Origin of the sequence: Enterococcus larvae, from assembly GCF_017830045.1 — a bacterium.
In the GTDB taxonomy this organism is placed as follows: Bacteria; Bacillota; Bacilli; order Lactobacillales; family Enterococcaceae; genus Enterococcus_L; species Enterococcus_L larvae.
On the sequence record NZ_JAEDXU010000001.1, the window covers coordinates 674,127 to 700,634 of the forward strand.

39 protein-coding genes are annotated in these 26,508 nt (G+C 37.8%); 6 read left to right on the top strand and 33 right to left on the bottom strand.

Annotated features, from left to right (window positions below):
* Position 1 precedes the first annotated feature (1 nt).
* The 13 genes from I6N96_RS03205 to I6N96_RS03265 all read right to left on the bottom strand — a co-directional run bounded on the left by I6N96_RS03205 (position 2) and on the right by I6N96_RS03265 (position 7,893).
* Positions 2–442, bottom strand: a complete 441-nt coding sequence (locus I6N96_RS03205; protein WP_209556043.1) for a hypothetical protein — start codon at positions 440–442, stop codon at positions 2–4.
* Positions 432–830, bottom strand: a complete 399-nt coding sequence (locus I6N96_RS03210; RefSeq protein WP_209556044.1) for a hypothetical protein — start codon at positions 828–830, stop codon at positions 432–434. The genes I6N96_RS03205 and I6N96_RS03210 overlap by 11 nt, the downstream gene beginning before the upstream one ends.
* Entirely contained in the window at positions 793–1,179 is a 387-nt protein-coding gene (locus I6N96_RS03215; RefSeq protein ID WP_209556045.1) for a hypothetical protein, read from the bottom strand. The genes I6N96_RS03210 and I6N96_RS03215 overlap by 38 nt, the downstream gene beginning before the upstream one ends.
* A complete protein-coding gene (locus I6N96_RS03220) occupies positions 1,166–1,483 on the bottom strand; it encodes a hypothetical protein (protein WP_209556046.1) in 318 nt (105 codons plus the stop codon). Before I6N96_RS03220 ends, I6N96_RS03215 begins: the two co-directional genes overlap by 14 nt.
* Before the next feature lie 3 nt (positions 1,484–1,486).
* The gene (locus tag I6N96_RS03225) at positions 1,487–1,684 is read right to left on the bottom strand and encodes a hypothetical protein (protein WP_209556047.1); all 198 of its coding nucleotides are present in this window, start codon (positions 1,682–1,684) and stop codon (positions 1,487–1,489) included.
* Positions 1,685–1,696: 12 nt separating this feature from the next.
* Positions 1,697–2,914, bottom strand: a complete 1,218-nt coding sequence (locus tag I6N96_RS03230; RefSeq protein ID WP_245186812.1) for a phage major capsid protein — start codon at positions 2,912–2,914, stop codon at positions 1,697–1,699.
* A gap of 1 nt (position 2,915) precedes the next feature.
* Complete coding sequence (locus I6N96_RS03235; RefSeq protein ID WP_209556048.1) at positions 2,916–3,650, bottom strand: head maturation protease, ClpP-related; 735 nt, start codon at positions 3,648–3,650, stop codon at positions 2,916–2,918.
* Positions 3,640–4,932 (bottom strand): phage portal protein, encoded by a 1,293-nt coding sequence (locus I6N96_RS03240; protein WP_209556049.1) that lies wholly within the window; start codon positions 4,930–4,932, stop codon positions 3,640–3,642. Before I6N96_RS03240 ends, I6N96_RS03235 begins: the two co-directional genes overlap by 11 nt.
* 15 nt (positions 4,933–4,947) lie before the next feature.
* A complete protein-coding gene (locus I6N96_RS03245; protein ID WP_209556050.1) occupies positions 4,948–6,594 on the bottom strand; it encodes a terminase TerL endonuclease subunit in 1,647 nt (548 codons plus the stop codon).
* Positions 6,584–6,904: a hypothetical protein gene (locus tag I6N96_RS03250; RefSeq protein ID WP_209556051.1), complete on the bottom strand. Its 321-nt coding sequence runs from the start codon at positions 6,902–6,904 to the stop codon at positions 6,584–6,586. The genes I6N96_RS03245 and I6N96_RS03250 overlap by 11 nt, the downstream gene beginning before the upstream one ends.
* A gap of 105 nt (positions 6,905–7,009) precedes the next feature.
* The gene (locus I6N96_RS03255) at positions 7,010–7,324 is read right to left on the bottom strand and encodes an HNH endonuclease (RefSeq protein ID WP_209556052.1); all 315 of its coding nucleotides are present in this window, start codon (positions 7,322–7,324) and stop codon (positions 7,010–7,012) included.
* A gap of 6 nt (positions 7,325–7,330) precedes the next feature.
* Positions 7,331–7,621, bottom strand: a complete 291-nt coding sequence (locus tag I6N96_RS03260) for a hypothetical protein (protein WP_209556053.1) — start codon at positions 7,619–7,621, stop codon at positions 7,331–7,333.
* The gene (locus I6N96_RS03265) at positions 7,618–7,893 is read right to left on the bottom strand and encodes a hypothetical protein (protein WP_209556054.1); all 276 of its coding nucleotides are present in this window, start codon (positions 7,891–7,893) and stop codon (positions 7,618–7,620) included. The genes I6N96_RS03260 and I6N96_RS03265 overlap by 4 nt, the downstream gene beginning before the upstream one ends.
* A gap of 582 nt (positions 7,894–8,475) precedes the next feature.
* Here I6N96_RS03265 and I6N96_RS03270 point away from each other — a divergent pair.
* A complete protein-coding gene (locus I6N96_RS03270) occupies positions 8,476–9,426 on the top strand; it encodes a hypothetical protein (RefSeq protein WP_209556055.1) in 951 nt (316 codons plus the stop codon).
* Between the two features lie 413 nt (positions 9,427–9,839).
* Here I6N96_RS03270 and I6N96_RS03275 read toward each other — a convergent pair whose 3' ends face one another.
* From I6N96_RS03275 to I6N96_RS03365, 19 genes are all read right to left on the bottom strand, one after another.
* Positions 9,840–10,253, bottom strand: coding sequence for an ArpU family phage packaging/lysis transcriptional regulator (locus I6N96_RS03275; RefSeq protein WP_209556056.1), 414 nt, complete (start codon positions 10,251–10,253; stop codon positions 9,840–9,842).
* A gap of 91 nt (positions 10,254–10,344) precedes the next feature.
* Entirely contained in the window at positions 10,345–10,614 is a 270-nt protein-coding gene (locus I6N96_RS03280) for a hypothetical protein (RefSeq protein WP_209556057.1), read from the bottom strand.
* Between the two features lie 33 nt (positions 10,615–10,647).
* Positions 10,648–11,445: a DNA adenine methylase gene (locus I6N96_RS03285; protein ID WP_209556058.1), complete on the bottom strand. Its 798-nt coding sequence runs from the start codon at positions 11,443–11,445 to the stop codon at positions 10,648–10,650.
* Complete coding sequence (locus I6N96_RS19705) at positions 11,442–13,409, bottom strand: DNA cytosine methyltransferase (protein WP_245186813.1); 1,968 nt, start codon at positions 13,407–13,409, stop codon at positions 11,442–11,444. The genes I6N96_RS03285 and I6N96_RS19705 overlap by 4 nt, the downstream gene beginning before the upstream one ends.
* Before the next feature lie 287 nt (positions 13,410–13,696).
* A complete protein-coding gene (locus I6N96_RS03295; protein ID WP_209556059.1) occupies positions 13,697–13,915 on the bottom strand; it encodes a hypothetical protein in 219 nt (72 codons plus the stop codon).
* Positions 13,912–14,499: a Holliday junction resolvase RecU gene (locus I6N96_RS03300; RefSeq protein WP_245186814.1), complete on the bottom strand. Its 588-nt coding sequence runs from the start codon at positions 14,497–14,499 to the stop codon at positions 13,912–13,914. Before I6N96_RS03300 ends, I6N96_RS03295 begins: the two co-directional genes overlap by 4 nt.
* Positions 14,496–15,320 (bottom strand): rolling circle replication-associated protein, encoded by an 825-nt coding sequence (locus I6N96_RS03305; RefSeq protein ID WP_209556060.1) that lies wholly within the window; start codon positions 15,318–15,320, stop codon positions 14,496–14,498. Before I6N96_RS03305 ends, I6N96_RS03300 begins: the two co-directional genes overlap by 4 nt.
* A 204-nt stretch (positions 15,321–15,524) precedes the next feature.
* Positions 15,525–16,274, bottom strand: a complete 750-nt coding sequence (locus I6N96_RS03310; RefSeq protein ID WP_209556061.1) for a hypothetical protein — start codon at positions 16,272–16,274, stop codon at positions 15,525–15,527.
* 12 nt (positions 16,275–16,286) lie between these two features.
* Positions 16,287–16,718, bottom strand: coding sequence for a hypothetical protein (locus I6N96_RS03315; RefSeq protein ID WP_209556224.1), 432 nt, complete (start codon positions 16,716–16,718; stop codon positions 16,287–16,289).
* A gap of 77 nt (positions 16,719–16,795) precedes the next feature.
* Positions 16,796–17,098 (bottom strand): hypothetical protein, encoded by a 303-nt coding sequence (locus tag I6N96_RS03320; protein ID WP_209556062.1) that lies wholly within the window; start codon positions 17,096–17,098, stop codon positions 16,796–16,798.
* A gap of 2 nt (positions 17,099–17,100) precedes the next feature.
* A complete protein-coding gene (locus tag I6N96_RS03325; protein ID WP_209556063.1) occupies positions 17,101–17,316 on the bottom strand; it encodes a hypothetical protein in 216 nt (71 codons plus the stop codon).
* A complete protein-coding gene (locus I6N96_RS03330) occupies positions 17,309–17,533 on the bottom strand; it encodes a hypothetical protein (RefSeq protein WP_209556064.1) in 225 nt (74 codons plus the stop codon). The genes I6N96_RS03325 and I6N96_RS03330 overlap by 8 nt, the downstream gene beginning before the upstream one ends.
* A 17-nt stretch (positions 17,534–17,550) precedes the next feature.
* Positions 17,551–17,730: a hypothetical protein gene (locus I6N96_RS03335; RefSeq protein ID WP_209556065.1), complete on the bottom strand. Its 180-nt coding sequence runs from the start codon at positions 17,728–17,730 to the stop codon at positions 17,551–17,553.
* Positions 17,731–17,869: 139 nt separating this feature from the next.
* Positions 17,870–18,226, bottom strand: coding sequence for a hypothetical protein (locus I6N96_RS03340; RefSeq protein ID WP_209556066.1), 357 nt, complete (start codon positions 18,224–18,226; stop codon positions 17,870–17,872).
* Positions 18,223–18,411, bottom strand: a complete 189-nt coding sequence (locus tag I6N96_RS03345) for a hypothetical protein (RefSeq protein WP_209556067.1) — start codon at positions 18,409–18,411, stop codon at positions 18,223–18,225. Before I6N96_RS03345 ends, I6N96_RS03340 begins: the two co-directional genes overlap by 4 nt.
* A 13-nt stretch (positions 18,412–18,424) precedes the next feature.
* Positions 18,425–18,697: a hypothetical protein gene (locus I6N96_RS03350; RefSeq protein WP_209556068.1), complete on the bottom strand. Its 273-nt coding sequence runs from the start codon at positions 18,695–18,697 to the stop codon at positions 18,425–18,427.
* Positions 18,698–18,759: 62 nt separating this feature from the next.
* The gene (locus I6N96_RS03355) at positions 18,760–19,149 is read right to left on the bottom strand and encodes a mediator of RNA polymerase II transcription subunit 21 (RefSeq protein ID WP_209556069.1); all 390 of its coding nucleotides are present in this window, start codon (positions 19,147–19,149) and stop codon (positions 18,760–18,762) included.
* A 289-nt stretch (positions 19,150–19,438) separates the two neighbouring features.
* Positions 19,439–19,627 carry a hypothetical protein gene (locus tag I6N96_RS03360; protein WP_209556070.1) on the bottom strand — a complete coding sequence of 63 codons (189 nt, stop codon included), beginning with the start codon at positions 19,625–19,627 and terminating at the stop codon, positions 19,439–19,441.
* Positions 19,628–19,638: 11 nt separating this feature from the next.
* Positions 19,639–19,809 carry a hypothetical protein gene (locus I6N96_RS03365; RefSeq protein WP_209556071.1) on the bottom strand — a complete coding sequence of 57 codons (171 nt, stop codon included), beginning with the start codon at positions 19,807–19,809 and terminating at the stop codon, positions 19,639–19,641.
* 143 nt (positions 19,810–19,952) lie between these two features.
* On the opposite strand from I6N96_RS03365, the gene I6N96_RS03370 reads away from it, so the two are divergent.
* The 5 genes from I6N96_RS03370 (at position 19,953) to I6N96_RS03390 (ending at position 25,258) form a co-directional block, all read left to right on the top strand.
* A complete protein-coding gene (locus I6N96_RS03370) occupies positions 19,953–20,342 on the top strand; it encodes a helix-turn-helix domain-containing protein (protein WP_209556072.1) in 390 nt (129 codons plus the stop codon).
* A gap of 552 nt (positions 20,343–20,894) precedes the next feature.
* Entirely contained in the window at positions 20,895–21,812 is a 918-nt protein-coding gene (locus tag I6N96_RS03375) for an Rgg family transcriptional regulator (protein ID WP_209556073.1), read from the top strand.
* 124 nt (positions 21,813–21,936) lie between these two features.
* Positions 21,937–22,278 (top strand): hypothetical protein, encoded by a 342-nt coding sequence (locus I6N96_RS03380; protein ID WP_209556074.1) that lies wholly within the window; start codon positions 21,937–21,939, stop codon positions 22,276–22,278.
* Positions 22,279–22,441: 163 nt separating this feature from the next.
* Positions 22,442–23,569: a tyrosine-type recombinase/integrase gene (locus tag I6N96_RS03385; RefSeq protein ID WP_209556075.1), complete on the top strand. Its 1,128-nt coding sequence runs from the start codon at positions 22,442–22,444 to the stop codon at positions 23,567–23,569.
* Positions 23,570–24,112: 543 nt separating this feature from the next.
* Positions 24,113–25,258, top strand: a complete 1,146-nt coding sequence (locus I6N96_RS03390) for an EpaQ family protein (RefSeq protein WP_209556076.1) — start codon at positions 24,113–24,115, stop codon at positions 25,256–25,258.
* Between the two features lie 208 nt (positions 25,259–25,466).
* Here I6N96_RS03390 and I6N96_RS03395 read toward each other — a convergent pair whose 3' ends face one another.
* Positions 25,467–26,435 (bottom strand): hypothetical protein, encoded by a 969-nt coding sequence (locus I6N96_RS03395; RefSeq protein ID WP_209556077.1) that lies wholly within the window; start codon positions 26,433–26,435, stop codon positions 25,467–25,469.
* Positions 26,436–26,508: the final 73 nt, after the last annotated feature.

Genomic DNA, 26,508 nt, shown 5'->3' on the forward strand with positions numbered 1-26,508 from the left:
TTTATTTTCCTCCTAATAATTTACTTATTTCTTCATCTAGTGCTTGCTGCAACACTTCTGTGATTGCAGGTACTTTTTGCTCCATTCCTTTTCGCATGAATTCCTGTGGCTCATTGTTCCACGAAGTCCCAATAGCCAAATCTGGATACTTCAAATAATTAAATTTCTTCGTTGGACGAATAGTAAACCCTAAATTCTCATGCTTCGTATTCAACGATCTACTTTCCTTGGCGTGAGCATGTCCCTTCAAGCGCTTTTTCATTTCGGACAACGGCATCTTTGTAATTATTTCAGTATCAGCTGTCTTTTCGACTTTGGTCTGCAATGTCTGATTGATCACTCGCTCTGAGTGATCGGGAATTTTCTTCATTGCTTCAGTCAGACGGTCCATATCAACCAAATCGACTATCCAACTGGTACTTCTCCAATTATCAACAGCCATAAAGAACATTCCTTCTGAAAATAAACTGGATTTCATCAATATATGCATCTTGCTTCTGCTTTTGTATTGCTGCCTTCTTGGACGAGACGAAAGAATAGACTTTCCCGTTTAGGGCTTCAATGATATCCAGCTGCATTTCATCCAAATCATCTCGATTTTCAGAATAAAAAGAGAGCAAAACCAGTTGGCTAAGCTCTTTCCCGTTATCGGATTTTGAAAATCCACCTGTTTCAAATCGAAAATAATTGTATCCGGATGTTGCTTCTATCACTTCGTTCAGTTGATCATCACTGACTGCATCCTGAAAAACTTCCAGATGAGTCAATTCGGTCATTGCCTTTATCAAAAACTCATTCGCTTTTTTGAGGCGTTGCTTTGCTGACTGCATGTCCATCACCCGCCTTACTTAAATACCAATAAAGAAAAATCTTTTCTTTATCTGAATTCACGTCCATCACTTCATAACAATCTTCGTCAATAAAAACTATCATGTCTGCTTTAGATATTTTTTTAAAGAACGGCGGGTATTGTGTACGAACCTTCATGGATAAAGCTTTGCCCATAGTAGAAAATTTTTGATAGTCTTGCTCTCTGGTATGCAACTCTTCAAAAAAAAGAGTCCCTTTCTCTCGGAACTCTTTTCCTATTCGCTTATTTCCATTTCCTAGTTTCGTCTTCGTATGGCCATAATTAAGAAGTCCATCGTTGAACTCAGCTAGCCGATCATTTCGATTCATTGGCTTCACGCCTTTCTTTTGCGGCACAGATTTGAAGGGACAACACATCTTTGTGGTGATCCTCCCAGAAGAAATTCAAACTGTTGTTCCAATCATACTGGCAATATAGCTTCAACAGCTTTCTCGCCTTGATCGAACTGGTTTTTGTTTCATCAGTAAAATCAATCTTCCCGACTCTCTCGCTGATTTCTGCCATTCCTTCAAGTATAGACTCTTGAATCTCTTCATCGAACTGGCTAAAGGTCACACGCAGCTTCTTCTTGATCAATTCGAACAATCCTTTATATTCTTCGGGAAATGCCATGAATCATTCCTCCAGATTTTCTGTCTCTACATTGGGTTCTTCTGGCTGCTCAGATTTTTCCAAATAGATTTGACCATATTTGTTTTTTTCTGGTTTAGTTAGTACAGAAATGCGTTGAGGGGACTTACTCCCTTCGTAAGCATCCCCCACTTCATAAATGCGTTCTTTGTCTTTAAATTTCCTAATCACTTTATATTCCATCGAAATTCCTCCTTACGGTTCTTCAGTCGTATCAGTGTCTGTTTCATTTAATAAACCCGTTGGATCAGGTCTTTTAACATCTGCTTCTTCATCTTTAGTCGGAGCAGTTGCACCAGGCATAGAAGAAAGATCATATACATAAAATGCATTTTGATGCTTTGCCAACCCTGTACCAAAGAATTTGGCGATGAATAGATCCATATCTTCGATTGCTAGCGTTTCTTCATACTTCTTCAATTCTGTTTGTCCTGAAATTGCCAACAAATAATTTTTCGGAACACCAACAATCAGCTCTTCTTCATCACAAGCGTAGGTTTTAACAATCTGCTCCCCTGTCGGAAGATTGGTTAGTACCCATTTCCCTTCATCCGTTTTAAACGCTAGATGCGGAAATAGCTTTGTCCAATAAGTTACAGGATGCACTAAAGCAGCAACTTGCCCATTGTCCATTTTGTCTTCTGCCAGATTTGCTCTTACACCAGCTAAAGACACAGGTTCCAAATCAGCCAACGGAATACGGTCTTTGTCTGGATAAACACCATCGACTGCACCAGATAATTTTTTCGTCATTCCAATCGGTTGCTGTTTCCCTGTACCTTTCACGATTGCTAGTTCAATACTGGCAGCCATGATTTCATACATCACAGTAAAGACATAATTTGCCAACCACGCCGGACCTAACTTGAAGAACCCTTTGACGACTGGAACAAATCCGGACAATTTACTATGCTCAAAGTTCACTATTTTGATAGTTTTCAGCAATAGCTGCTTGATATTATCCGGAACATTTCCCCAAAACGCAGTTTGAGTGGTCGGATCAGTGTACATATATTTGAATAAAGCACCTGTTGTCTTCGCGTCAACTAAAGAAATCAATGGATGTTCCGTTGTTAAACGAGAGAAAATATCCTCTACACTCGTTTCTGGAAAAGCTTCATCCAAGTTATCCAGTGTTTGTTTCTCTACAGCGGCGTTAAAATATTTTCGTTCTTTGGCAGTAAGAGGCTTCATTAAGCCGCGAGCGACTAGTGCTTCTTCATCTTTGTATTTATCCCCTACTTCATTCATCAGTTGTTCAGCTTGAGTAACGAATGTATCCTGAATACCACCTAAGAAGGAGTCGAAGGCCTTCTCTTGCTCTTCTGGTGTTCCTTCCTTCATTGCAGCAAAGAAATCTGCACGTTGTTCAGCTAATGTTTGGTTGATTGCATCTAAATTGATCATTGGCATATTAATTTTCCTCCTTGAATATATTAATAAAATTTTGTAACGGATTAGGCCGTTCGTCCTTTGGTGATTCTTGTCTATTTTGCGGCTTTGGCTCGTTGCCGTATTTATTCATCAAGCGCGCTGAAACACTTAAAGCAGGTTCTGCTTTCCCTTCTGGTTCTTCCAAAAGCTCATCGGCAAAACCAAAGGCAACTGCTTCTTCTGCTGTCATAAACGTTTCAGCATCAAGCAGTTGCCTTAATTCTTCTTCAGTTCCTACAAATTTCTCCATGTATGTTGCAATAATGGAATTTTCACAAGTGCGCAGCTGAGCAACGACTTTTTCCATCTCATTTGCATTTCCCCAAGTATAGGTCCATGGATTATGGATCATGAATTGCGTGTTTTTCGGCATGATCAGCTTATCACCGGCTAAAGCAATGATTGACGCGGAGCTTGCTGCAATTCCATCAACATATACGTTGATTGTTTTCTTAGAGTTTCTAAGAAGGTTATAGATCGTGATTCCTTCAAAGACGTCTCCACCATAGCTCTGTATATGGATATTGATTGTATTGTTGGCTGTTTCTTGTAAAAGCTCTTTCACTCGATCCGCGCGAATCGTTTCTCCCCACCAGCCATCCCCTACATCTCCATAAAGATAAATATCAGTAGCTTGTTGGTCTGCTGTATTCTGTACTGCTTCTAACCTAAAATCGATTGATCCAAGTTTTACAGCCTTTGTTCTATTTTTCATCGTCCCACCTCCCTTCAAATTTCATTGCTCCCATTAATTTCTTCACTGCAGCCTTCACTTCTTTTTCAGCCTCCTTCGCTTGCTGGTAATTTTTAGTAACATAATATTCATTTGCCCATGGCTCATCGATTGGCTCTTCACCTAATTTCAACAAGATGTCATTTGGAGAATAGACACCGATTCTCAAATAAGCCTCCGCAGCATTCGCAAACGCTACAGGATCATGTGTGTAAATGACATTCGTCTGTACTTTCAGCTTGGTTCCTCCAAGCACACGTTTCTTCCCATAATATTTCCGATTGATTTCCACCTGAAAGATCATAGCGATTGGACGAATCGCGTCATCAATAAATTTCCTATTTAGCCCTTCGTTATCTGCTACATCCCCTTTAATGATTCCTCGAGGGATGGACAGAGCATCCGCTGCTTGGTGCAACACATCTTCGAATGTGCTTGTAATGTCACGTGTCGTAACCGCACCGCTCTTTGTATTTCCGTGAGTAGTCTCGATTTTTTCGACACTGAGTCCTGTTTCGAAAGGTGTTAATGAATCCTTATCACTAAAAATTGCCTTATAACGATCAGTGAACATCTCATCAAGGATTTCATCATATTCTGTAGTAACAGTCCCATCCTCATGCTCAATCGCTTTCGTCTTGAATTGCTCAAAAGCAGCATCAATAAGAAGCTTCAATTTGAAAGCATTCCCTCGGTTATAATTCCTGATGGTACCAGCAATCAATTTCCCGTAATCCTCATAAATACTATCAATGATCTTTTTCACTTCTCCATTATTTAACTTAAAATGAAAAACATCCTCTTCTTTATAGGACCGATCAATTGTGTAGCCTCCAGGAAGAAGAATATTTTTATAAATCGTTGATTGATAAGAGCGGCGATCAATTGTAAAATCTTCGGCAACAATCAATTGACCATCATCGGATTGGACAATAAGGGCACCATCTTCGTAGTTATAAATCATTCGATAGACGATATCATAGAGAAAATCAACTTTGTTCTGGTTCCTATTTGGCTCATAATTGAATAGCCACCAGTTTTCCTTTCTGACCATTTTCTTTTTCTCGTAGGTTTGAAAATCGCAAAGAGCTAACGCATTAACAATACGACCGATACAAACATTCAGCGCATAATTCTTGTAACTCGCATCTTTCCCCCAATCTTGCACAATCGACAAGGAGTGGTTATTTACCGCAACTCCTTCACCTTCTTTTGTCGGTTCAGAGAAAAAGCGTTTTACCACCGGCCATTCTTTAATATTCATGGTTTACCTCCCTTCTCACTCTCCAATAACACTTCGAAGCTTTCTATTTATTCTGACTGGCTGCTTATATTCCGGCTCGATTGATAGAGCATGAACGAACGCCATGAATCCATCTGTTTTTCTTGTTTTCGGTTCTATTTTTTCATAGGATTTATTCCCTTTATTGTCAAATTTGACATAAACATTGTTTGTGTACCACCGCATCATGAAATCCTTACCAAAAACAATGTTATGAAGGGAAAATAAACTATCTATCAACGGTGCCAGCTTCGTATGCGTGATTGGTCCATTCCGGACTTCTTTCACAGGTATCCCGCTTTTTGCGAATTCATCTTTTAAAATACTAAATCGCCACGAATCGGCAGCTACTTCTAAGATGTTGTATTTTTTTTGTTGCTCGATAAACCATTGCGCAGGATAGGAAGGTAAGACCATATCATCTTGAACAATGGTCGCCCAGCCTTCATTCACTGCTCGTTCAATATCGAATTTAAACTTTGTTAGTTTTAATGATTTGTAACAAATGAACGTATGTTGAATAAAATAGCGTTTATCTCCTTTTCTAAAAAGAAGACCACAAGAAACAAAGTCCCGAATATCTGCATAATCGACAGCCCCTACGCATTGCGCACTCGTAAGATCCGGAATTTTTTGGTCTGTCTTTAAAATATCCTCCCATTCAGCGACTGCAGCAAATGCATCTTGTGTCGGTATGTTCATGCGCTTAGTCAAGAATTCAATCATTTTACTGGCAGAGGTCAGCGCCCGATCGTATTCTTTCTTTACTTGTCGAAGCAATGTTTCATCATAAAACAAACGAGGAATAGCTTTTACCCACATCTCTGGATTATGAACCTCTTCAGGGCTATCCAATTTGAAGATAAATGGAAACAACCTTTGTCCGACTGTCTCTTTCGAAAAGATTTGCTTTACCAAGTTCTTCAGTTCATCTAAAAACCCACCACGAACATAACCGTCTGTTGTTAGATAGAATGTCCTGGGGAATGCCTTTTTACCTAAGCCAGATGTGAATACATTGATCAATTCATCTGTTTCAAACTCATGGATTTCATCAAAAACAATGACCCCCGAACGGAGGCCATCTTTTGAGCGTGCATTGCTCGTATGATATTTGATTTTAGAACGGGTCTTTTTATGGATAATTACCTTTTTTCCATGTTTAAAATGCTTTTGTAATTTCTTGTTTGAATCGATAATATCGTATACTTCATCAAAACTGGTCATCGCTTGGCTTTCAGTCGTGGCAACAATGTCTATATTGTAATTAGGGACATTATTCACTTCTGGAAGCGTGAAAATAAGGCAGCTCAGAAGTCCATTTTTCCCTGTTCCTCTTCCAGCTAGAAAAAGAAATTCATCGAACAACAGATGACCGTCTTGATCATACACAGCCACTACAAAGGATAAGAAAAATTTTTGAAACGGACATAACGGGAAAAAGTATTTTTCAGAACGCTTGATTACTTTCTCGATGATTTCATTATTGATCACAGTGCCAGAATCATCTAACTTTTCCCTGACAAAATCCATCAACTGTTTCTGTTCTTTACAAACAGGAAACTTTCCTGAATCAACCAGGTACATCCACTCTGAAATAGCCGGATGATATCGATAGACATTTTTAGGAAAATCAGTAGTCATCGTCATCATCTTCATCCGGCAAAGGTTTGATGTCTAAAATTTCAAGAATATCTGTCATCCGCTTAGATATTTTCGGCATTTCTACAATGGCATCATTTCGCTTCCGGAATCTTTGAGAACCATTCGTTATGGTAACCATAGCGCCTTTTCGCTCAATTTCGATTTTGAGCTTTTCTTTTGTCTCCCAGAAGGAAAGATAGTCAAAAACCAAGTCACGCCAATAGCTCTGACTCTTTCCGGAGCGTTCCAACTGATCAAGTAAATCTTTTTGAATCCTTTGTTTTCTAACGTTTCGGCTCTCTTTTGGCATGTTTATCCCCCCTCATGTGAAAGACTCGAAAAAAACTTTTGGCATCTCCCCTTCCCGTTTCGCGTTTCCCCAAATAGAAAATGCATTTGGTTTCGACCGGGGGCTTTACCAGCGCTCTTCGTTCTCAAATATTTTTTTATGAAACTTTGCCAATTTCTCCGGATGTTCCTTGTTATGACAGACCTTACACTCCGGCTCCAAGTTAGATAACCGCAATGCCAACTCTGGTCTTTTCCTTACTGCTTCTTTGTGATGAACCATCGTTGCTTTCTTCCCGCATTGTTGGCACCGGCTCCCATACATCCTCAATGTGACAGCTCTGATCTTGCGCCATTCTTTCGATTGGTAAAACCTCACAATTTTATCTTGTTCAATCCACTGTTCTAACTTCATTAACAACTGTTTAGTCATCAAATCCATAGTCGATTACCTGACAATCTTTATATGCTGGTCTACGAAAGAGAGACAATAGTCAATCTCGGCTTCGGTATACGGGAAGTATTCCTGCAACTTGTTCATATTCATTCGCTTTCGTACTTCCATTATCCCAAGCCCGCGGCAATGATTATCTGTCAGCACATCTCGTATACCAACATACATGGCATACATTCGTTTACTGAAGTCTGCCAGTGATCGTCTCTCCATAGATAATCTATTCTCTGGCGGCTTTAATAATATTGCCTCAATCCTTCCGGTATCTTCTCCAGTTATCATCATGATTTATTTATTCCTTTCAGGTATTCTAATGCCCACAGCTGTTGTGTTAAGCAAACAAGCTCAGTGTTCATCATGGAACGATTCATTCCTGCTTTCTTCAAGCTGATTTCATTTGCCGGTTGCAGCATAACATTTCTCATAATGCTGGTTAGTAAAGCTGCCACCTCTTCGTTTGTCAGCATCTGTTCGCCAAACGCCGAGAGGATTAGATCCTGTAACTGGTCCATGATTACTTCTTTATCTTTAGGTAAAGCTTTTTCTTTTTTATTCATGATGTCTCCTCCTTCTCAAAAATAGAAAGAGCGTCATCAAACGCTCCTAATTCTATGTACTAAAAAAGACCCCGTTAGGAGGTCTCAGGTTTATTTCTCATTTTCCTTCTTGCATTTTGGACATCGGTATACCCATTTGTCCTCTACACGTTTACTTGCCACAACGTTTATATCTGGAGAAATAGCATGTCCTGATTTCTGTACCTCAAAAAGACTAACCCCGATAAAACTATGCCCACAATTACATTTAATTTCCATACGCTTCAAATCCTTTTTTTGGTTTAATTATACCATCTAATGAAAGCGTTTCAAATATAACTTTATTGTTTTATGATCTATCTTTTTTCATAATAAAAAGACCGTCTAAGCGATCTAATCAAACTATGTAATAGCAATCTGCCTAGTCGGTCACATTCCAACATCCTCCGCCAGGCGCATTCCACTCTGCCAACTGTCTCTCTGTCATTCGACAGGTTAGCCGCACAGCAGTTTTTCTTTTAGATTAGCAGACCATAATACATATTGTAATACTTTATTTTCAATGATAAGATAAGACTAAAATATTAAAGGTAGGGCATAAAATTGAGATTACGCGAAATACAAAAGATTATTGATGACAACGTACCTATTATTCGACAAATGGGGTTTGAAGAATTCAAAATAGCAAATGATAGGTATGTAAGAGTTACTAATTATACTAACTTTAGAAAAGGCTTAATAAACCTTTTAGAAACAGGCTTATTTGAAGAAGAAAAGGAACTCATAGATGAAAAATTATTCTTGCCTTCATCGGCTTCTGACACAAACAGTTATGGATATAAAAGTTATGAATCCTTTATAGAATGTGCAAATAGAATACTTACGAAATCAGATGCCATGCACACTTTAATAACTCAAAATTTACATTCCACCAATGAGGATGATAAATCTCTTGTAATCAGTTTGCCAGAACATGAAATGTCCTTTTATGAATTTACTGATATAATACAAAATTTAAAAGAAACATTTAAATTGCTGGCAATTTTAGACGACTTTCAAAATGAACCTATAGTTGAAAATTTTGATGTTGGTTCTAAGTGGCTTATCGCGTCCTTTATTTCTTCGAAAGCTGTTGGTTTATTTGGAAGATTAGTTGCTACGATTCAACGAAATCGTGTGGCTAATAGACAAGTAAACTCTATTGATAACTTTTTAGATTCATTGAGTGTGACGGAAGAAGCAAAGCAGAAATATATAGAGGTCAACACGGAAATATATCACGCGTTTTGTAGAAAGCTTGCTGATGACTACCTTTCCTCAAACGATTTACCCCAACAAGAAGAGATATTAAGTCAAATGGCTAAAGTTACAGAAAATCTTGATAAGGTATTGAACATGGGAGTTGGTTTTGAGGCCGCTGTTACAGCTTCTAATGAAGTTGCTGAAACATTCCCGTCTCTTGAATCACAAAGATTACTAGATCAAACAAAACTCCTTAGTAGTTTAAAACAATTAGGACATCAATCGGAATCAAGTGACGAAGAAGCCAATTGAGACACCGTTCTTATTCTCCTTAAGTCCTCAATTTCAAGTTTGAGTGCTCCAAGAAATCCATACAATAAGGGTCCGCACTCTATTGATGTTTTCTTTAGTAAGGATTCCAATTCTTTTAAATCATTACTTCGTTGTTTAATCAAATTTTCAATTTCATTTACCACTTTCCTCACTCCAATCAGTATTAAATATTAAAAGGCTATTGCGAATACAATAGCCTTTTTTCTCACCAACCTATAGAATTGAAACGAGGAGTTGTTTCACATCCTTAATATTTTTTTGTTTTCAGTCTGTGAGCGACGTAAGCTAAACATCAACAGAGCATTTCCTGTTCACGTGATCTCTCGTGATGTTTAAACTTTTTGATACTACCATAATAACAGCGATTCCTTACTAAAAACCCTACAAAAACCCTATTTTTCAGCAAGCAAATTTCCTTTCTTGTATGCCTCAGCGAATTCAATCAAGGCAATAGCTTTCATTTTCTCGATATTCTTATCTGAGTAATTCAACGCCATACCTATCCAGCACACAGACCGCTTCTCAGCATCGCAAAAGGAATAATAGAGTATTTGCCTATTGATAACTGATAAGCTCGCTAGAGCTGAGACAATAGCGTCTCTTTCAGCCTCTGCGCTTACTCTCTCAATCAAAGCATCTTCAACACGGTTGTTGATACTGTCAGACTTCGGCATTGATGTGATAATCGGCGATTTGATATCAACGGATGGACGCCCAGCGATCCGCTGCCACTTCCGGTATTGATTCAAAACCGACCGAGCATTTTTTCTTGTTTGCTTTTTGTCTATCTCTGGCACTAAAGTCATCAATCAAATCGCCCCTTCTCATTTCATTTCTTTGTATGCTACATACACAAACATGGCAATAATACCTATAAGCAGCGCTACAACAAGTGTGCTATAGTTCATTGCGTTTTCTCCGTTCAAATTCTTCAATCTGTTGATTCCCTAATTCAATAGCAGCTTGATAGTTTCCGTTTAGTTCTGCGTTGATTACGTCCATGATGCTAGGTTTCCTGTTCTCTGTAGCATTTAGATATGCATACAACACTTCTCTCATTTCGGCATCTGGTAAATCCTCAAGCAATGATCTATTATTCATGATTGACATAATGATGTTGTCACTTTCCATCAGAAATCCCAGCACCATTTTCTGTTCTTCGTTCATTCTACCGACCTCCTCAATGTAATATACGCAGTATTATAGTAAAGTCATTTGACCGCTTGGCTCGTAATTCATCCACAAAACTTCAGTTCTATCAGATTTCTTAGCAGTAGTTATTCCGACTTTCACGCTTTTTTTAATCTGCCACCAGTCTTGTAAAGCCTCGTTGTATAAGTCGCTCTCATATCCTGATACAATCGCAGGACCTTTGAACTTGAGTAATGCGTCTAGTAGTTCCTCATGCTGCTGAGTACTGAATCCATGCTTATAGTGATCTGATACAAGCTTTGATTCCAAGTATGGAGGATCGCAATATAATAACGTATCTGGATCATTATGTTCATTAATCAAAATGACTCCATCTTTATTTTCGATTTGAGCGCCTTTGAGCCTTGCTACGGCATATCCGATTCTGTTATACATATCTGTCCATTCGTAAGCCGTATATGGTCCGTTCCATGATATATTTTTTCTGAACCCCGGAATCGAAACAGTTTTTCCACCGACTCCAAACCACAAACGAACTAGCATTCTTCGAGCATCCTCCACCGGATCTTCGCTGATACTATGTGATTGCTCATATTCTTCTCTTGAGTAGAGAGTGTGGTATACCTTATACTGAAGCTTTTCCGATTCATCTCTCATTACTCGAAAGAGATTTACGAGCCGTCCATCAATATCGTTGATTGTCTCAAGTACATCTTTTTCTTTGTTTAAAAATACAGCCAAGCTCCCCATATATGGTTCCAAATATGATTTATGCTTAGGGAACTGGCTTATAATCAAATCAGACATTGACCACTTGCTACCTGGATAGTTTAGTATTCGTTTCATCCACTCCACCCGAAATCAGCACTCAACAGCTCACCTTGTTCAGAAAACGGTTGATGACTGCACAATTCCGGCAGATTCGATTCTACAAGAGCCTTAGCACAATTAGGTACAACCATGTTACCAATGCGTGCAACCTGCTTCGCTTTGCTGATTTTCTTTCCATCTTTATCCATATTAATAATATAGTTTGCCGGAACTCCCTGAGCTAAAGCTAACTCATGAGGTTCAAGCATCCTTAGTGTTATATCAACGATTTGATACTCAACACCTTCAATGCAAACCAACCCAAAACGATCACGTGTAGTAATTGTGTGCAGCGGCTCATCCACTGGCTGACCATCGTCAGTGCCGTAATATTTCACAATGAATGCTGATTTGCTATAGCCAAACGAAATATCATCTGCATATTTGCTCAAGAAGTTTTCTACTTGCAAGCTGTTCTCAATATTCTTACTTAGTTTTAGTTGGCAAAGAGAATGAACATTCCTTGCAGTTATTGTGTGTAATGGTTCATTCATGCTGCTGGCAACGGATCGGCTTTGACCTCCATATGTTTTCGAAATAAAGGCGCTGATTAAAGTGTGATGATCTACACTAGTAATTGTGGCTGTTGGATCAGTGACATCAATTCCGGCTCCTGTATAGTTTCCACCATAAGCCTTAGATAGAAATGCTGTCATAAGAGAATGATGGTTGCTCTGTGATGTGATTGTTCCCAAAGGATTATTAATATCGGTCCCGATACTCGCTCCATAATCTTCTTTGATCCAAGCTGATGCCACCGCAAATTTATTTCCACCGGCTGTAATAGTTCCAAGCGGACCGTCAAGATTGAGCACTCGTTTTCCTTCTGGATCTCCATACCCCATTTGAATTAATGATGGACTAATTAGAGCTTGTTGCCCTCCGGTGGTTACAGTTCTCAACGGTTCATCTATCGAACTACCGGAATGGCCTGTGGTATTAACCATGATTGTTGGACTTACTAAACCATACCCATTTTTACCAGTAACAGTGGTAAGAGGTTCAGTTATCTCCTGTCCTCGGAAATCCGGTCCACTATGATTTACTGTCACGATGAATGGATCTGTATTGCTCAACACAAATTTGAATATCCCTCGTGCAATTCTTCGCATTGTCGCCTCTGCCAACGGTTTTTTACGATTGAAAATCGATTTACCGGGAATGCTCCAGTCAATACATTCAGCTGCGGATCTATAAGGTAGCAATTCCTTATTTTTGACCTCAGGACTATCTTTATGAGCATGAGTAGGTTCAGGCCATACAATAGGCTTCCCGTCACACCTTGCAATCATAAACAATCGTTTTCTTGTCGTAGGTGCTCCATAATCACAAGCCTTAAGCTGTTTAAACTCTACTTTGTACCCTAAATTTTCAAGAGCCTTCACAAAACGCCTAAATATGAAGCCTTTCTTTTCTTCTTTCGGTCTGAACATCTGCTTGTTGACAGGTGTCATTTCTCCTTGATCCGCTATACGATTCTTCGTGATCATTTTCCCAGCAGATTCTGACCAGACTTGATAGGTATCTGTGGTCACAACTCTACCTGTTTTTTTATCTCTAACAACTTCAAGCGGTCCCCATGTTTCGAATTCCTCTACATTTTCAAGAAGGATCACTCGACTTTTAGTTTTAGCAGCCCAATCTACAGCTACCCACGCCAGCCCTCTAATTTCCTTGCTAACCGGCGTTGCTCCTTTTGCTTTTGAAAAATGTTTGCAGTCAGGAGAAAACCAACATAAAGCTACAGGGTTTCCTTTCGTTGCTTCATTTGGATCGACATCATAGACGCTTTCACAATAATGCTTTGTGTTAGGATGATTCGCCTCATGCATTGCGATTGCATCTGGGTCATGATTGATGGCAACATCAATGGATCGCCCAATCGCTTCTTCAATTCCTTGGCTGGCACCACCGCCACCCGCAAAACTATCAATAATCATTTCTTTCAGTTTCATATATTCACAAAAGGAGGAAAGACGTCTTTATGCTGGCCAGCAAATCTCCCGTCTCCTTTTCTGTTTAGTTTATTTCTGTTTACTTAAGATAATTGTCTGACAAATATTCAATATAGCGTAATAGATCATGAATACAATAAACACTGTCAGTATGGGATGCTTACCCATGAAGTCTAATATGTTCATCCCTTAACCTCCGTTGCAGCTGCTTCCCATTCATCTTGCGGAGTAAGTTCGCTCGAAACTTAATTTTTTTCATCAGATTGCCTCCCTTAATAATTTTTTATTTGAATCCATCCTGTTCTTGTTGCGTTTTGGCAAAGTAGGCTTAAATCTTCTGATAGTTCCATGTAGTAAATTCCCTTATCGCAGCTGAACTCAATGACTGAAACTATTTTCCCGTTATTCTTAACCCTTCGCATAGACAAAAACTCCAAATTATTCTTTTCAAAATAATTTTCAAGAAGTATTTTTACATTTTCCTCATTCATAGAAAACCTCTATCTTTTGCGATTTCATGCAATTTTTGCTCAATGAATTCGCCCACTTCATTTGCATTCACATAATTTAGAAAGTGAATGGCAGCTGGTGTCTCTACTTGAAAAACCTCTGCTTCTTCTTCAGTAATGTATTTTCGTTCATAGATAGTTTTCATATTTGACCAGATGACGAAAGGGATGAATGCGGCTGTTTTGTTGATCAATACACATACACCAGTGACAGCTCCCGTTTTTCCATATTCTGTTAGCTGTTCAAATTGTGCAGATGATAGACGATCCTGAATCATCCTTTTTTCAGTGGTTGCTTTCGCCTCGAAAACAATTGCTCGGTTATCATTTAGAACACCTTTGAAATCACATTGGGCTTTGTTGTTCTTTTGAAATTGCACAATAGCACGTCCGTTTGGTTCTTTTTTGATTATTTTGCAGGGTTCCGGCGTTTTTTCGATTAGTGCTCGACCTTTCTTTTTATAAGTAGCGCATCCTGCCAATATCATTTTCTCGAAAGTAGCTCCTTGGCTGTTGTTCATCCGGCTTTTATGGCTTTTTTGCGGATCTTTCTTCTTTGTGTTCATCCTTTACCTCCTTCATCATCTTCTGAATCACGCCACGCTCTTAAATAAATATGCCAGCCTGTGAGTTCGTAATATTTGCATTCGATGTGTGTGATCCGGTAATCTTTATATTTTCGTCGAAAAAATTCTTCTCCTCCGTCATTGCTAAGGGCTAATGCTTCTACCTTCCGTTTGGAGTAATCTTTGTCGTTATCGTCAACGGAAAGGAAAGGCCTGTTGAGATTTTTGCTTGATGACCAACTTTTACAGCCTTTTTTCCATCTTTTTTGTTTGGATAGATAATGAGCGATTGCCAACAAGCCATCACTGCCAGATTGAATGAGGGAGAAATGAACAATGCCGATTGGCTCTCTTTTCTTTCCAACACCTTTAGCCCATGTATCAATAATTTCCTCTGGACTCAATCCTTTTTTTATGATCACATGATGATGGATATTGCTTATTCCTCCGGTTTCCTCATCTTCTGTAAATTCTGTCACGATAATATATTTGAGGTCCACGCCTGCTTTTTTGGCTTTACGTCTCAACCTACCTAACCAATTTTTTATTTCTCTTTGCGCTTCTTCTACTGTCTTAGGTTTAAATTTAGGCTTATACGTTTTGGTTAGGTAGTAATCCCCATTTTCAAAATTCCCTTGAAGAAGCCAAGTGAGATATCGACGACTATTCTTTTTATTGAGATTTTGTTGAGCTGGTCGGGAAACTTCCCTTTTTCTCCCTCTGCTGCTTCTTACTGCTATTTCTCCTGCTGCTGTTCGTGGAATGATATCTGTCTCGATATAATTTCCTATGGTTATTGTCCGCTCTCTAATAAACGCCATTTTATTTATCTCCACTCTTGATTATTTTTCCATGCGCCTAACGTTAATACCTATTACAAGGCTCATGAAACGTCGGTTTATCAACGTTTCTAATTGAAAAACTTCATCAAGAGTGGTATAATTAACTTACAAATAATTGTCTTTATCACTCTTGATGAAGATCATTGAACCTTGTTGTCCGACAAGGTTTTTTCTTTTGCCCTTTTATGCGATGATCGTCACTTTCTCGCTGTTAATCAGCTCTTCCAGTGCATTTTCCAGATATTCTTTAATATTTGTCTTTGCGTGGTACTTCCATAGACCACCATCTGCTTCAAACAAAGCACACTCTCCATCACTATTTATTCGGAAAATGAATTGGCTTTCTGGCTGAGCCACTTCAAGAAACGTTCGATAAGGTTTCAAGACAGCTGGACTTGGTACCTTTGCATCATCCACCGTTGATGCCCCTGTTCGGACAGTTGCTACCTGCGCTACTCCGTTATCTCTCAAATCTGAACTATCTTCTAAACGAATAGCGCTCGCAAACTCCATGATTGCTTCAGCATCGTCTGTGCGGTCAAATAGAGACATCATATTGATCTTGAAGCGCTCTTGATCCAAGAAGCGGCCATACGGAAAATTATTCTGATCCGCAATAGAGGCAATTAGGCTTTCACGCTGTCGATTTCCGTCTAGCCGGCTGTAAACCATAACTTTCGTTGGGCTTTCAACATGGATCAATAGTTCGTCCGGCTCATCCACCATCTCTTGATCAAACTTAGAATTCAAATATTGAACTAATCCAGTAAGTGAGGTTACTTCTAAGGTGGATGCATAGCGCGTGGGAAATAATTCTTTAAGGTTCGCTTTGTCTCTGTCAAAAAAGATTTGATCCCCTTCTTTGAAGATGACCTCCTGCTTCTCCCGTAACTCCACACCATATTTGATTGCTTCTTTGATATTTTCTGTCATTGCTTTTTCCTCCTAATTACTTTGTCTTTTCTGGAAGTCAATTACTTCCTTTTTTTCTGGCTCTGATTCTTGTTCTGGTTTTTCAAGTTCATCTACTGGTTGTCCTACATCCGTTTTTACCTTTAGATCATCAGGGTCCATAAACATTTGGCCTCTGGCTCCTGATTTCAATTCAGCGGCTTCAATACGACCTGTATTCTCGTTACGGCCAAATAGAACCTTTGTTTCTGTTTCTTCACGTGGCACGAGTTTGCTTTTGCTAACGCAAGTGATCGTTACCTGTTCACGCTTTTTGTCTGGCATGACATCAATTGTTAATGTAACCTGCCTTTTCTTGGTGGCTTCAGTGTTCTTATCCAAGATGTTCGCAAAGACTTGGTCCATCTCATAATCGAATTTCTCTTGGATAGCACCTTCGTTTATTTCTGATAAATTCAGACTCATATACTTCACTGTTTTTTTCCTCACTTTCTGATATAATCATTGTGGTATGATTTATTTGAAGCAATATGAGTGGCTGCTCATGTTGCTTTTTCCATTTCTGATAGCAAACTTTCCCTAAATGCATCTAGTTGTTTAATTCTTCTATCTAATCTTGGCAGCTTTGCTTCTGGAATCGGCTTCCAGTTCCAGTGCCCTGATTTATGCTCCCACCAATATAGGTGATCATTGTCAATTTTGAATCGTTTATTTGATCCGTTGATTTGCACTTGATAGACATAGTTTCCAGAAGGCTTCTCCCCTTCTTCAAGGATGATTCCAGATTTGGAAGAGAAATAGGCTGTTGCTGCTTGTTTCTGCGCTTCGCTATAACGGCTACTCATAGTTATTTCTCAAAAAGCCATGCTTTAGCATCGTTATCTAGTTGAAAATCTAATGCATTAGCGCAATATTTGCAGCCCTCATGCTCGTATAGATTTCCGTTCATTATTTTTAGAAGAGGCTCCACGTGGCCGTGGCATACTTCTTTATAGAAAGTATTCACTGAAATGGTTGTGACGGTCCCATCGATTGTTTCGACTAAGATATTTTCTTTATCCATTTTTTGTTTCCTCTCGTTCCTTCTTCTTGAGTTCACGATGATGCTTTTCTAGTAGTTTGCGCTCAGTAGTGATTTTTCTTTTTGCTTCATATTCAATCTTCAAGCCGCCGTGATTGCTATAGTAGTTTTCGATTGCATCTAAAGCCTCTGCGTGTTTCTGGAATTGTTCTTCTGTTGTATATTCCTTTATTTGCTCTGGGTAGTAACCTGTTTGCATATGGATCACTGCTCCTTTCAATTGATTATTTTTCTTTCTTTTTCATTCACATAGATTTTGGTTGGCTTGTTGGTGAATCCAATAGCCGCCCAAACGATGACCGTTAAAAACCCGAGCCATATAGACGTTCTGAATGAGAAGCCTAGCAGCACCATCAAGGCAATATCCGGCAAAGCACGAATGATTTTTTTCTTCATTCTTCCAGTTCCCTTCTATATATAATTGATAGTACAAGCCAGATAGCTAGATGCAGTCCTGCATCAGCAAATTGAGCTATCCTCAGATATGCGATAACTAATGCGAAAAAAATGATGGTAACGACGGAAAACATTACTTTCATTCAGGTTCCTCTTTTCCGGTTAGGGCATTTAGGGACGGTGGATTGAATGTGGAGTATGCTACTTCTATTTCGAATAGTTCTTTTACAGCGTTTTGAGTTGCGGTGTCAAGCTGTCTTCTTTCAAAGAAATCAAGTATAAATTCTCTTGTCCGCTGTACGGTTTCTCCTCGACAAACATTGAGGGAAGTAAACAGAATCATTCTAGCTCTTTCTCCCGTTTGATGGTCAGGTGTTTCATTTTCGATATTTAGAATATCTGGGGCTTTTTTTGAATAGCCGGCGATATATTGAAGCCATTGGTTTGTCTGTTTTTGTTCTGCTAGTAGCTCCTTCAGTAGATCGTTAGAATTCATAGTGCCATCTCCCTATTTTTCATTTCTAGGAGGCGCAGCTCTTCCAGCTCTTCTGAGATTTGTTTTGATTGGAAGTCTGTTAATCCTTTCGATTTCTTCAATAAATCCCGTTCTGCTTGAATCTCCTTGCGCCTCCATTTGATTAATCCGAGAATCTGTTTTTCTTGGTTTGTTGTGTAGTTCATTTATTTCGACTCCTCATTGCTTTTTAAACCACTCATCATGATAAAAATTTAAAAATTCCGGATTAAGAAAGCTCCATTCTCCGCCTATCTTTTTTACTATTCCCTTCTTTACCAAATATGGAGTGGTGAATGTATCTCTTACCCACTTAGCAGATTTATTAATTTTTCCAGCGACTTCTTTTACGGTTAACGCTGGGCGGTCATCAACTTGATTCATCGTTATCTCTGATAACCGCTCGTTTAAACGTTGATCTACAATTTTTTCTATTTCTTTTGCTAAACTCATCAGTACCATTCCTTTAAGGTTGACCGACCTTTTTTATTTTTGAGTTAATTTTTTGTTTCTATTTAAAGTGTTCGTTTTTTGAATCCAAAACCTCTTCTGGACCATTCCCAAGTTCCGTTTTTCATGGAGATGGTTATTTTTCTGCCACCGAATGTATTTTCGTTTTCATCCAATTCTTTTTTCTCTCGCGTCATTTCACGTTGCATCGCTCTTGACCGTATGAATGCCTCTACTTGATCAACCGCGAAATCCTTTGACGAACCTTTTAGGCATCTCCATCTAAATGACCTTAACAGCACTATTGCTTTTTCGTAAGTTAGAGGTTCCTCTATGAGCAGTTCTGTGAATTCAGTTATTTTTTTGTCCATTTCTTCTGCCAGCTCATCCAATTTATGTTCTAGCTCTCTGAAACGTTTAAGTTCTTCGTTTTCTTCTGACGTTGGTTTTCTCATAACAGCCTCCTGTATTTTTTATTTCTTGCATTTCTCACTTAATGTATAATTGTCATATCAGCAAGTGGTTTGCTGAAATTTTAGGAAGGCGAGGTTAATTTTGTGGATTTTCGAGATATAGCTACAGAACTAAAATTTTATTATTCTCCACCGTTCACAGCTAATTTAGGACCAATCAAAGCATCCTTTTTCACGACTGAAAAAGAGAATATCGTGTTTAACATTCATGAGAATGATGTTTATTCAATGTCTAATATGAGAACATTAGATTTGTGGACTAATGTTGAACTTAAGGAATTGCCCGATGGTACATTCTCTGTCTAGCGTTGAAAGTTCCGTCCGTATTCCAGCTGGCTTTGGAAAGCTCTGAGCTGATTTCCTCGCCACTCATTAATAACGATCCAGTGATTTTTACATTTGCAGATGTAGAGTTGCTGGATTTTTTGTGTCCTCTTTGATATGGATGTTTCTTCTTCATCTTTTTCCTCCTCATGCTGATTTTTTGTTAATTGCATCTTTGATGATTTCTGATCGGCTTTTTTCGTCTTTTAGGTTTAGTCGACCAGCGATGTAGCCGGCTATGAATTGTTTTCCCCCATCGTCCATAGACCTGATTTTTTTTGAAATCCGATCTCTTTGTTTGGGATTTTTTGTAGTCATTACGTCCACCTCCCGTTACTTTGTCTCGTCTACAACGCAAATATACGTTACTTTGTCTCTTTTGTCAATAGTTTTTATCCCTTATTTGTTTACTTTGTCTCGAACGAATGGTATATTCATATTTGAAAGGAGCGATAACCGCAATGGAAATTAGAGATAGGTTCAAATTGGTTAGAGAAGCGCTCGGTCTAAGCCAAGCTGAATTCGGCCAAAGATTATCGTTAGAGCGATCAACAATTTCTTTAATTGAACGAAAGCAACGAAACCTAACGGACAGAACAATCAAGGATGTTAGCCGCGAATTTAGAATCGACCCTTTATGGCTTGATAACGGAGAAGGTGAAATGTTTCTCGAACAAGAAGAAGATGATGAGGTAACGAAATTTCTCGCTAAAGTTGCATTTGGAGAAAATAAGTTCCATCAAAACTTATTCAAAACTTTTGCTAGGATGGATCAATCTGAATGGGATGCATTGGAAGGTATAGTAGATAAGTACTTGGAAGTTTCAGGCAAAAAAATAGAGACTGATTAATCAGTCTCTATGAAGCAAAAATAGATGAATTTATATATTTTTCTTAGAACCTTTTTATCGTTAATTTTAGTGATTAAGGTGATTATCTTTTGTTTTTCATCCATAAGTGGTTCCGCCATTCATAACATAATTAGAAAGTTAATTTATCATAAATGGATCTGGTTATTAATCTGGGTATGAAAATAATAGAATTGAAACGCTTGCTCTTGTGTTATACTTTTCTTAGTTCAAGAAACAGGAGCAGCACTAGCTTTGTGCATCAACATTTTCGATTATCGACCGAGGTGTTGGCTCCGGTTTTTTTATGGAATTTTAAACGCCTCCGACAAATCCTAGAGTCACAATTCCCACAAATACAGATAGAGCTAACATATGCCCAGCCTCCTTTCATTAGAATATATCTCTAATTTATCAGATAAGATTCATAAATAATATATCATTTACTCATTTTTTCATTATTGCAAAATTTAACTCATCTTTCATTGCACATGATTAAAAAACCTGTGTTTTGTCATTTTTATTTGCTATAATGCAAATTTGGAGGTATAAACATTGAAAACAAGCGATTTGTTACGACTTTATAGATTAAATAATAAACAGAAACAGAAGGAATTAACTAAAGAACAGAGTGCATCCAAGTTCTCTCGTATCGAGAACGGATTAAGGCCGATAAATATTGATGAATTTAAGACGGCTAAAGATCGTCTTTCTATTACATCAGAAGAGTTTATTAGGATGTCTGATTTGGATATAGAACAAGAGGAGTTTATCAAGCTCTATAGATACTGCATAACTCATCCGAATAACAAAGAGAAGAAGCAAAGTCTTCTTTCAAAACATTATTTTAATAAAAAATCGGATAAACTTTCTTTACGCGAAATGTCTAATTATATTGCTATAAAAAGATTGTTCTCTAATATTTATGATGAAGTAGATGAGGTAAGCGATGAGGAACTCGCTTTTCTTTGCGATTACATACTTAATAGATCGTTACTTACTCACTATGATTATAATATCCTCATGAATATCAGTTCATTATTATCGAGGGATAAAGCGGAATTGATAACGAGAAAGGCTTTTCCAATAAAACACGAAGAAGAAAGACCATACAAAACAATCATTTTCGCATATAGCATCATTAGAAACTTCATTACATACAGAATCTATGAGTACGATTATGATTCTGCGTTGAAATTTATTGCTATTGCTAAGAAGCAAAAGTTTAATTCTTCTAATTACGAACATAGAATGCACATTCGATATTTAGAAAATCTAGTCTACTATTTGAAAACTGGAAAAAAAGATTATTCTGACAGAATTAGTAGATATATTCGTTTATTGGAAGATATAGGTGATACTGAAAATGCAAAAGAAGTTGATCTCGAATATGAACAAGTAGTTAGAGAAAGAGGAAACATAGGGGCTATAGCACCAGGCGATCGCCCAGTGAAACTTATATTGGATGATTAGAACTAAAATGCACTTAATGAATGCTAAAAAGAAAGCTAACCAGCACCGCGAATGCTGATTAGCCTAATGTCCTCATTTTCATGAGTTATGACAAAAATATTATATCATGAAACGGGGTGTTTAAATGGGGCTATTTGATAATATGAAAGATTCTCAAGAACAAGCTAAAGAGAAACAAAGTGCCAAACAACAAGCTAAGATTGACAAATTTTTGAAACAAAGAGGCTTGGACAATCTCAGCTTGTTTAGTTACAATGCTGTTCGGAGAACTATGACTGATCAAGCTGGATTAGGTTTGTTAAAAGCGGGTATGGCTTTAGACTTCTCCAAGGTAGAGGAGCGAGCCAAAATTAATTACCTATCTTCGTTATCTGAACAAAATTGGATATTGATACAACAAAATGATCAATTGATGAAACAAAATACTGAAATATACAAGCTGCTGCAACAAATCGCTCAGAAATAAAAACACATCCCCTACCGATCAAAGCCGAGGATGTGTTGCTGAAAATAAGGCCTGAGAAACAGGTCTATTCACTTTATCTATTTTACCAAATTGAAGGGAGTGATGCAAAGACGAATGCCGTATATCTTCTTTAAGGTTGACCGACCACGAAAGGTAGATTTACATGGCAAAACCTAAAAAATTAAAGAACGGGGAATATTCCCATAGATTCAAAGTAAAAAACCCTATTAATGGAAAATGGGTTGATAAATATGTACGTGGATTTACAGCACAAGAATGTTATGACAAAGAAACTAAGGCGAAAGCCGATGCGCTTATAGGTATTTCGCCAGAAAGAATAAATTTCTTTTCTTTTTTCGATTTATGGGTGAATACTTTCAAAGTTGGTCACGTTGGGCAAGATCATCTAAACAAGATAAATTCAACCCGTAAAACATTGCTTGAGTTTTTCGGAGAAACAATTTTATTGCAACAGATCGATCGGATTAAGTACCAACAGTGGATAAACTATATGGGTATTGATCAAAACAGAGCTAAGAAAACTGTCTTAGATAAGCATAAAATTGCTAAAGCGGTCTTTCAAGAAGCGATTGACAGCAACTATCTGCTCAGAAACCCGGCAAATAAAATCATTATTACTGGTCGCAATACTGAAGGGGAAAAGAAAATGACGTTGAATCTCGAAGAATGGAAAAAACTTAGGGATGTCACAGTGTCCTCTAGCGATTCTGCGTCTAAATACATCTGCTTAGTTATGATGTATCTTGGAACACGTTTCAGCGAAGCTGCCGGACTTCTAAAAGGAGATTTTGATTTTGTTAATCACACTGTTTCTATTACAAAAGCATTTGACTACAAAAGGACCAAGCAGAACACGCGCACAAAGACTGCCGGCTCTGTTAGAACCATACACTTGCCTAAACCGTTAGAATCCATTATAGAGGCTCACATTGCTAAATTAGAGAACAGGAGGAAAGTTGTCTCTTTGCATTCTCCTGATAATATTTTTCTGTTTACAAATGAATGGGGCCATCCGATCACTAACGCGGCACTAAATAAATACTTAGCTAAAAAATGTAAGCAAGCTGGAGTTGGTCGGATTACCTCTCACGCATTCCGCCATGCTAAAACAGATTTGTTAGTGTTAGCCGGCAACGATATGATATATACCCAAAAGCAACTAGGGCATTCTGATAGCTCGACAACTCTTAAATATTACAGCTCATTAAATAACGACATCAAAGATAAGAATAATAAAATTGTTGATTCGTTTTTTGAAAATGCAAAATAGGCTTAGGTGTGGTTTGGGTGGATTCGAAAATAAAAACGCTGTACCCTCACTCTCTCAAAGGATACAGCGTTATGGTAACAAGCCCTCAGGGCGCGTTTTATATTATATAGATCAGAAAATCTTGAATCTCAAAGATTTTCTTTTTTTTACTTAATTTTTCATTTAAAAATTTCAAATACTCTTACTTGATTATTGTATCACAAATTTTATCATATTATAGTAGAGAATAAGGTCGTTTCCAATCAGCTTCTTCTCTTTTCAATCAAAATATCAAGAAAATTAAAGAAGATTTTATTACCAATTATTCATTTTTTACATTCAGTATAAATCCTATTATCTGTGTGTCGATAAACTAGTAACTATTTCCAACAGTAATTATTTATTGTATACTTGATTTGTTTGATTTCGCATTATCAGATACGATATTATAGATTGACGAGCTATGGATCGATCGAAACTATTGTTTTATTAACTATTAAAAATGCTTTACTATCCATGTCTACACTAGGCATTTTATATTAAATAAGGAGTTGTTTGTGGGTTATGGGTAATGTTACAAACAGAGTGAGTAATTTCATTTTATTGATATTAGTAGCTGGTTCTTACTGGCTTTGGGCTGCTGGGATAACTGGTCCCTACACAAAATTTGTTTTTGAGAATGCAATATATATTTGTCTGGCAGCAGCAATTTTCCTCTTAGCAATCAGGTATAAACAATTAACCAAATCCGACCTTGGGATAATTCTTCTTTCTTTTTTCTCATTTCTATTCTATTTTTTTACAACTGCGAGTCCGATACCTTGGATTCCTTTGATTCTACCAACACTCTTGTTGCTGATTCTATGCTTCAAAAAAACGTTATTTGATAATTTTGATTATCTGATGCTTTTAGGAATCTCTATCGTTTCAATGGTTTCCATTCTCTACAGGATATGTATCGTTCAAAGTCTCGGGCAGTCCTATTGGATCAACACAAATACCTTAGGAACGGCCCTGTTATTTTCTACTATCACTGCAGTTATATTATTAAAATCATTTAAAATCGGCTTCGTGAAATACGTTCTGATAGCACTTGTCTATGTTGCAAATTTTATTGGTATTTGGATAGTAACATCCGAGACAGCTCTAATCGTGTTAACTCTCTTTTGTATCATAGATACCCTCATCCCAAAAAAGCTGATTCAATCTATAAAAATAAATATATTCAGTATCGCTCTTTCATTATTGTTCATTATAGTTCCGTTTATTATGCACTATATTGCTACCACAAATACTCTTAGAATTTTTTCAGGACGTGAACAATTATGGGGAGAATTCTTTAAGGATTGGCTTAGTACTCCTAAAAATATTCTGATTGGAAAAGAGCCCTTTTATTCTTCCATATTAGGAAAAAATCTTGGAATCCACAATTCTTTCTTGTATGTTTTAGCTACTTATGGATTGCTTGGTTACGCATTGCTTTTCGGTTCCATAATAGGCTATGTTTTAGTATTTTGGAGATCAAAGATTTCCCGTTCCAAAAAAGACATTTCATTTTTACTGGCCTTTCTCTGTATCTGCATTCATGCAACAATGGAGCAAACACTTACATCAGCCTCTTGGTTTCCTCTTGTCTATCTGTTTCTGGGGCTGACTATCAGTGATCAAAAACCAACAGAAAAGCAAACGCGAAGCTCTAGGAATGCTTAAAGCTCCTAGCATGATGATTCATATCCTAACTTAAGTAGTCGGCAATTACGTTAGATTTGCTGACTATGAATTTTATGAATACAGCAGACCGCCTATTTATCCATGAAACTCCTGATAAATAAGCAGTCTGCTATGTAATTAGAAACAAAAAAGAGACACCTTCCTTCTTCATCTAGCAAACTGAAGAAGGAAGGTGTCTCTGATTTTATTATATCGTTAAACTGGCCAGCTCATTACGAATTGCCTGCTGCAATTTTTGAACCTTTGCTGCGGATTCTGTTGCCAACTCATTTTTGTACTTTGTCGCTGCTGTGTCATTATAAGAGACCATGTAGCAAATAGCCCACAATTTTTGATCATCGATCAAGCGATCGGAAAAAGGATAAAGCAATGCGAAATGCATACGAATTTCCTCTAACAAATCAAGATACAATATGTAATTATCATGCATGAGCTCTTTTTCAAGATATAAAACGATTCTTTGATATGAAGCTGTTTCAAGCGGATTCGATAGGGATGCAGGAATCACTGTGTATTTCTTCGCATCTCTCCACAAAAAATCAACTTCTTTCTTATAATGGAGTCGAGACATCTCTTCAAGTACCCACGAACGGACAAGGTTATGAATTTTAGTATCTACCAGAATTTCTCTAGCTACCTCAAAAAATACATCTTGAGGCAACTGAACAGATTTTCTAATAACTGACAATTGTTGATAATAATCCAAACGGTTCAAGCCGCTAAGCTCCTGCTTCAATTCTTCGATCTTTTTCACTTCGAACTGCTGGTACAATAATTCAGATTGGCGTACTTTCTTTTTCAGACCAACCAGACTTCTCATCTCGCCGCTATTTTCCATCAGAATGCGCTCATTGATAATACCGTGAGCAGATAAAAAGCGGTGGTTAAGGATCAACAGTTGAATATAGGTTTCCATATACTCTGTGCAAGAAAGGTACTGGGCTCTCATTTCTTCAGCGAGTCTCAATGCTTCTTGATTCTCCCCGATCGTGATATAGGCACTCACCAACAAATAATTCAATGGGAACTCCTGTCGAATCGCATACGCCTCTTCGTAGTAGGAGACCGCCTCTGTCATATTCTTTTGAACTGCCGCTTCCTTGCCAAGCTCAATAAACCGATCATAATTTTTAGGAAATTGTACTTTATTATTCACAGCAAATACCACCCTTCTAAAAATTCCTACGATTTATCTATATAAATCCTTTCAAATTGCTTTTTGCACGAAA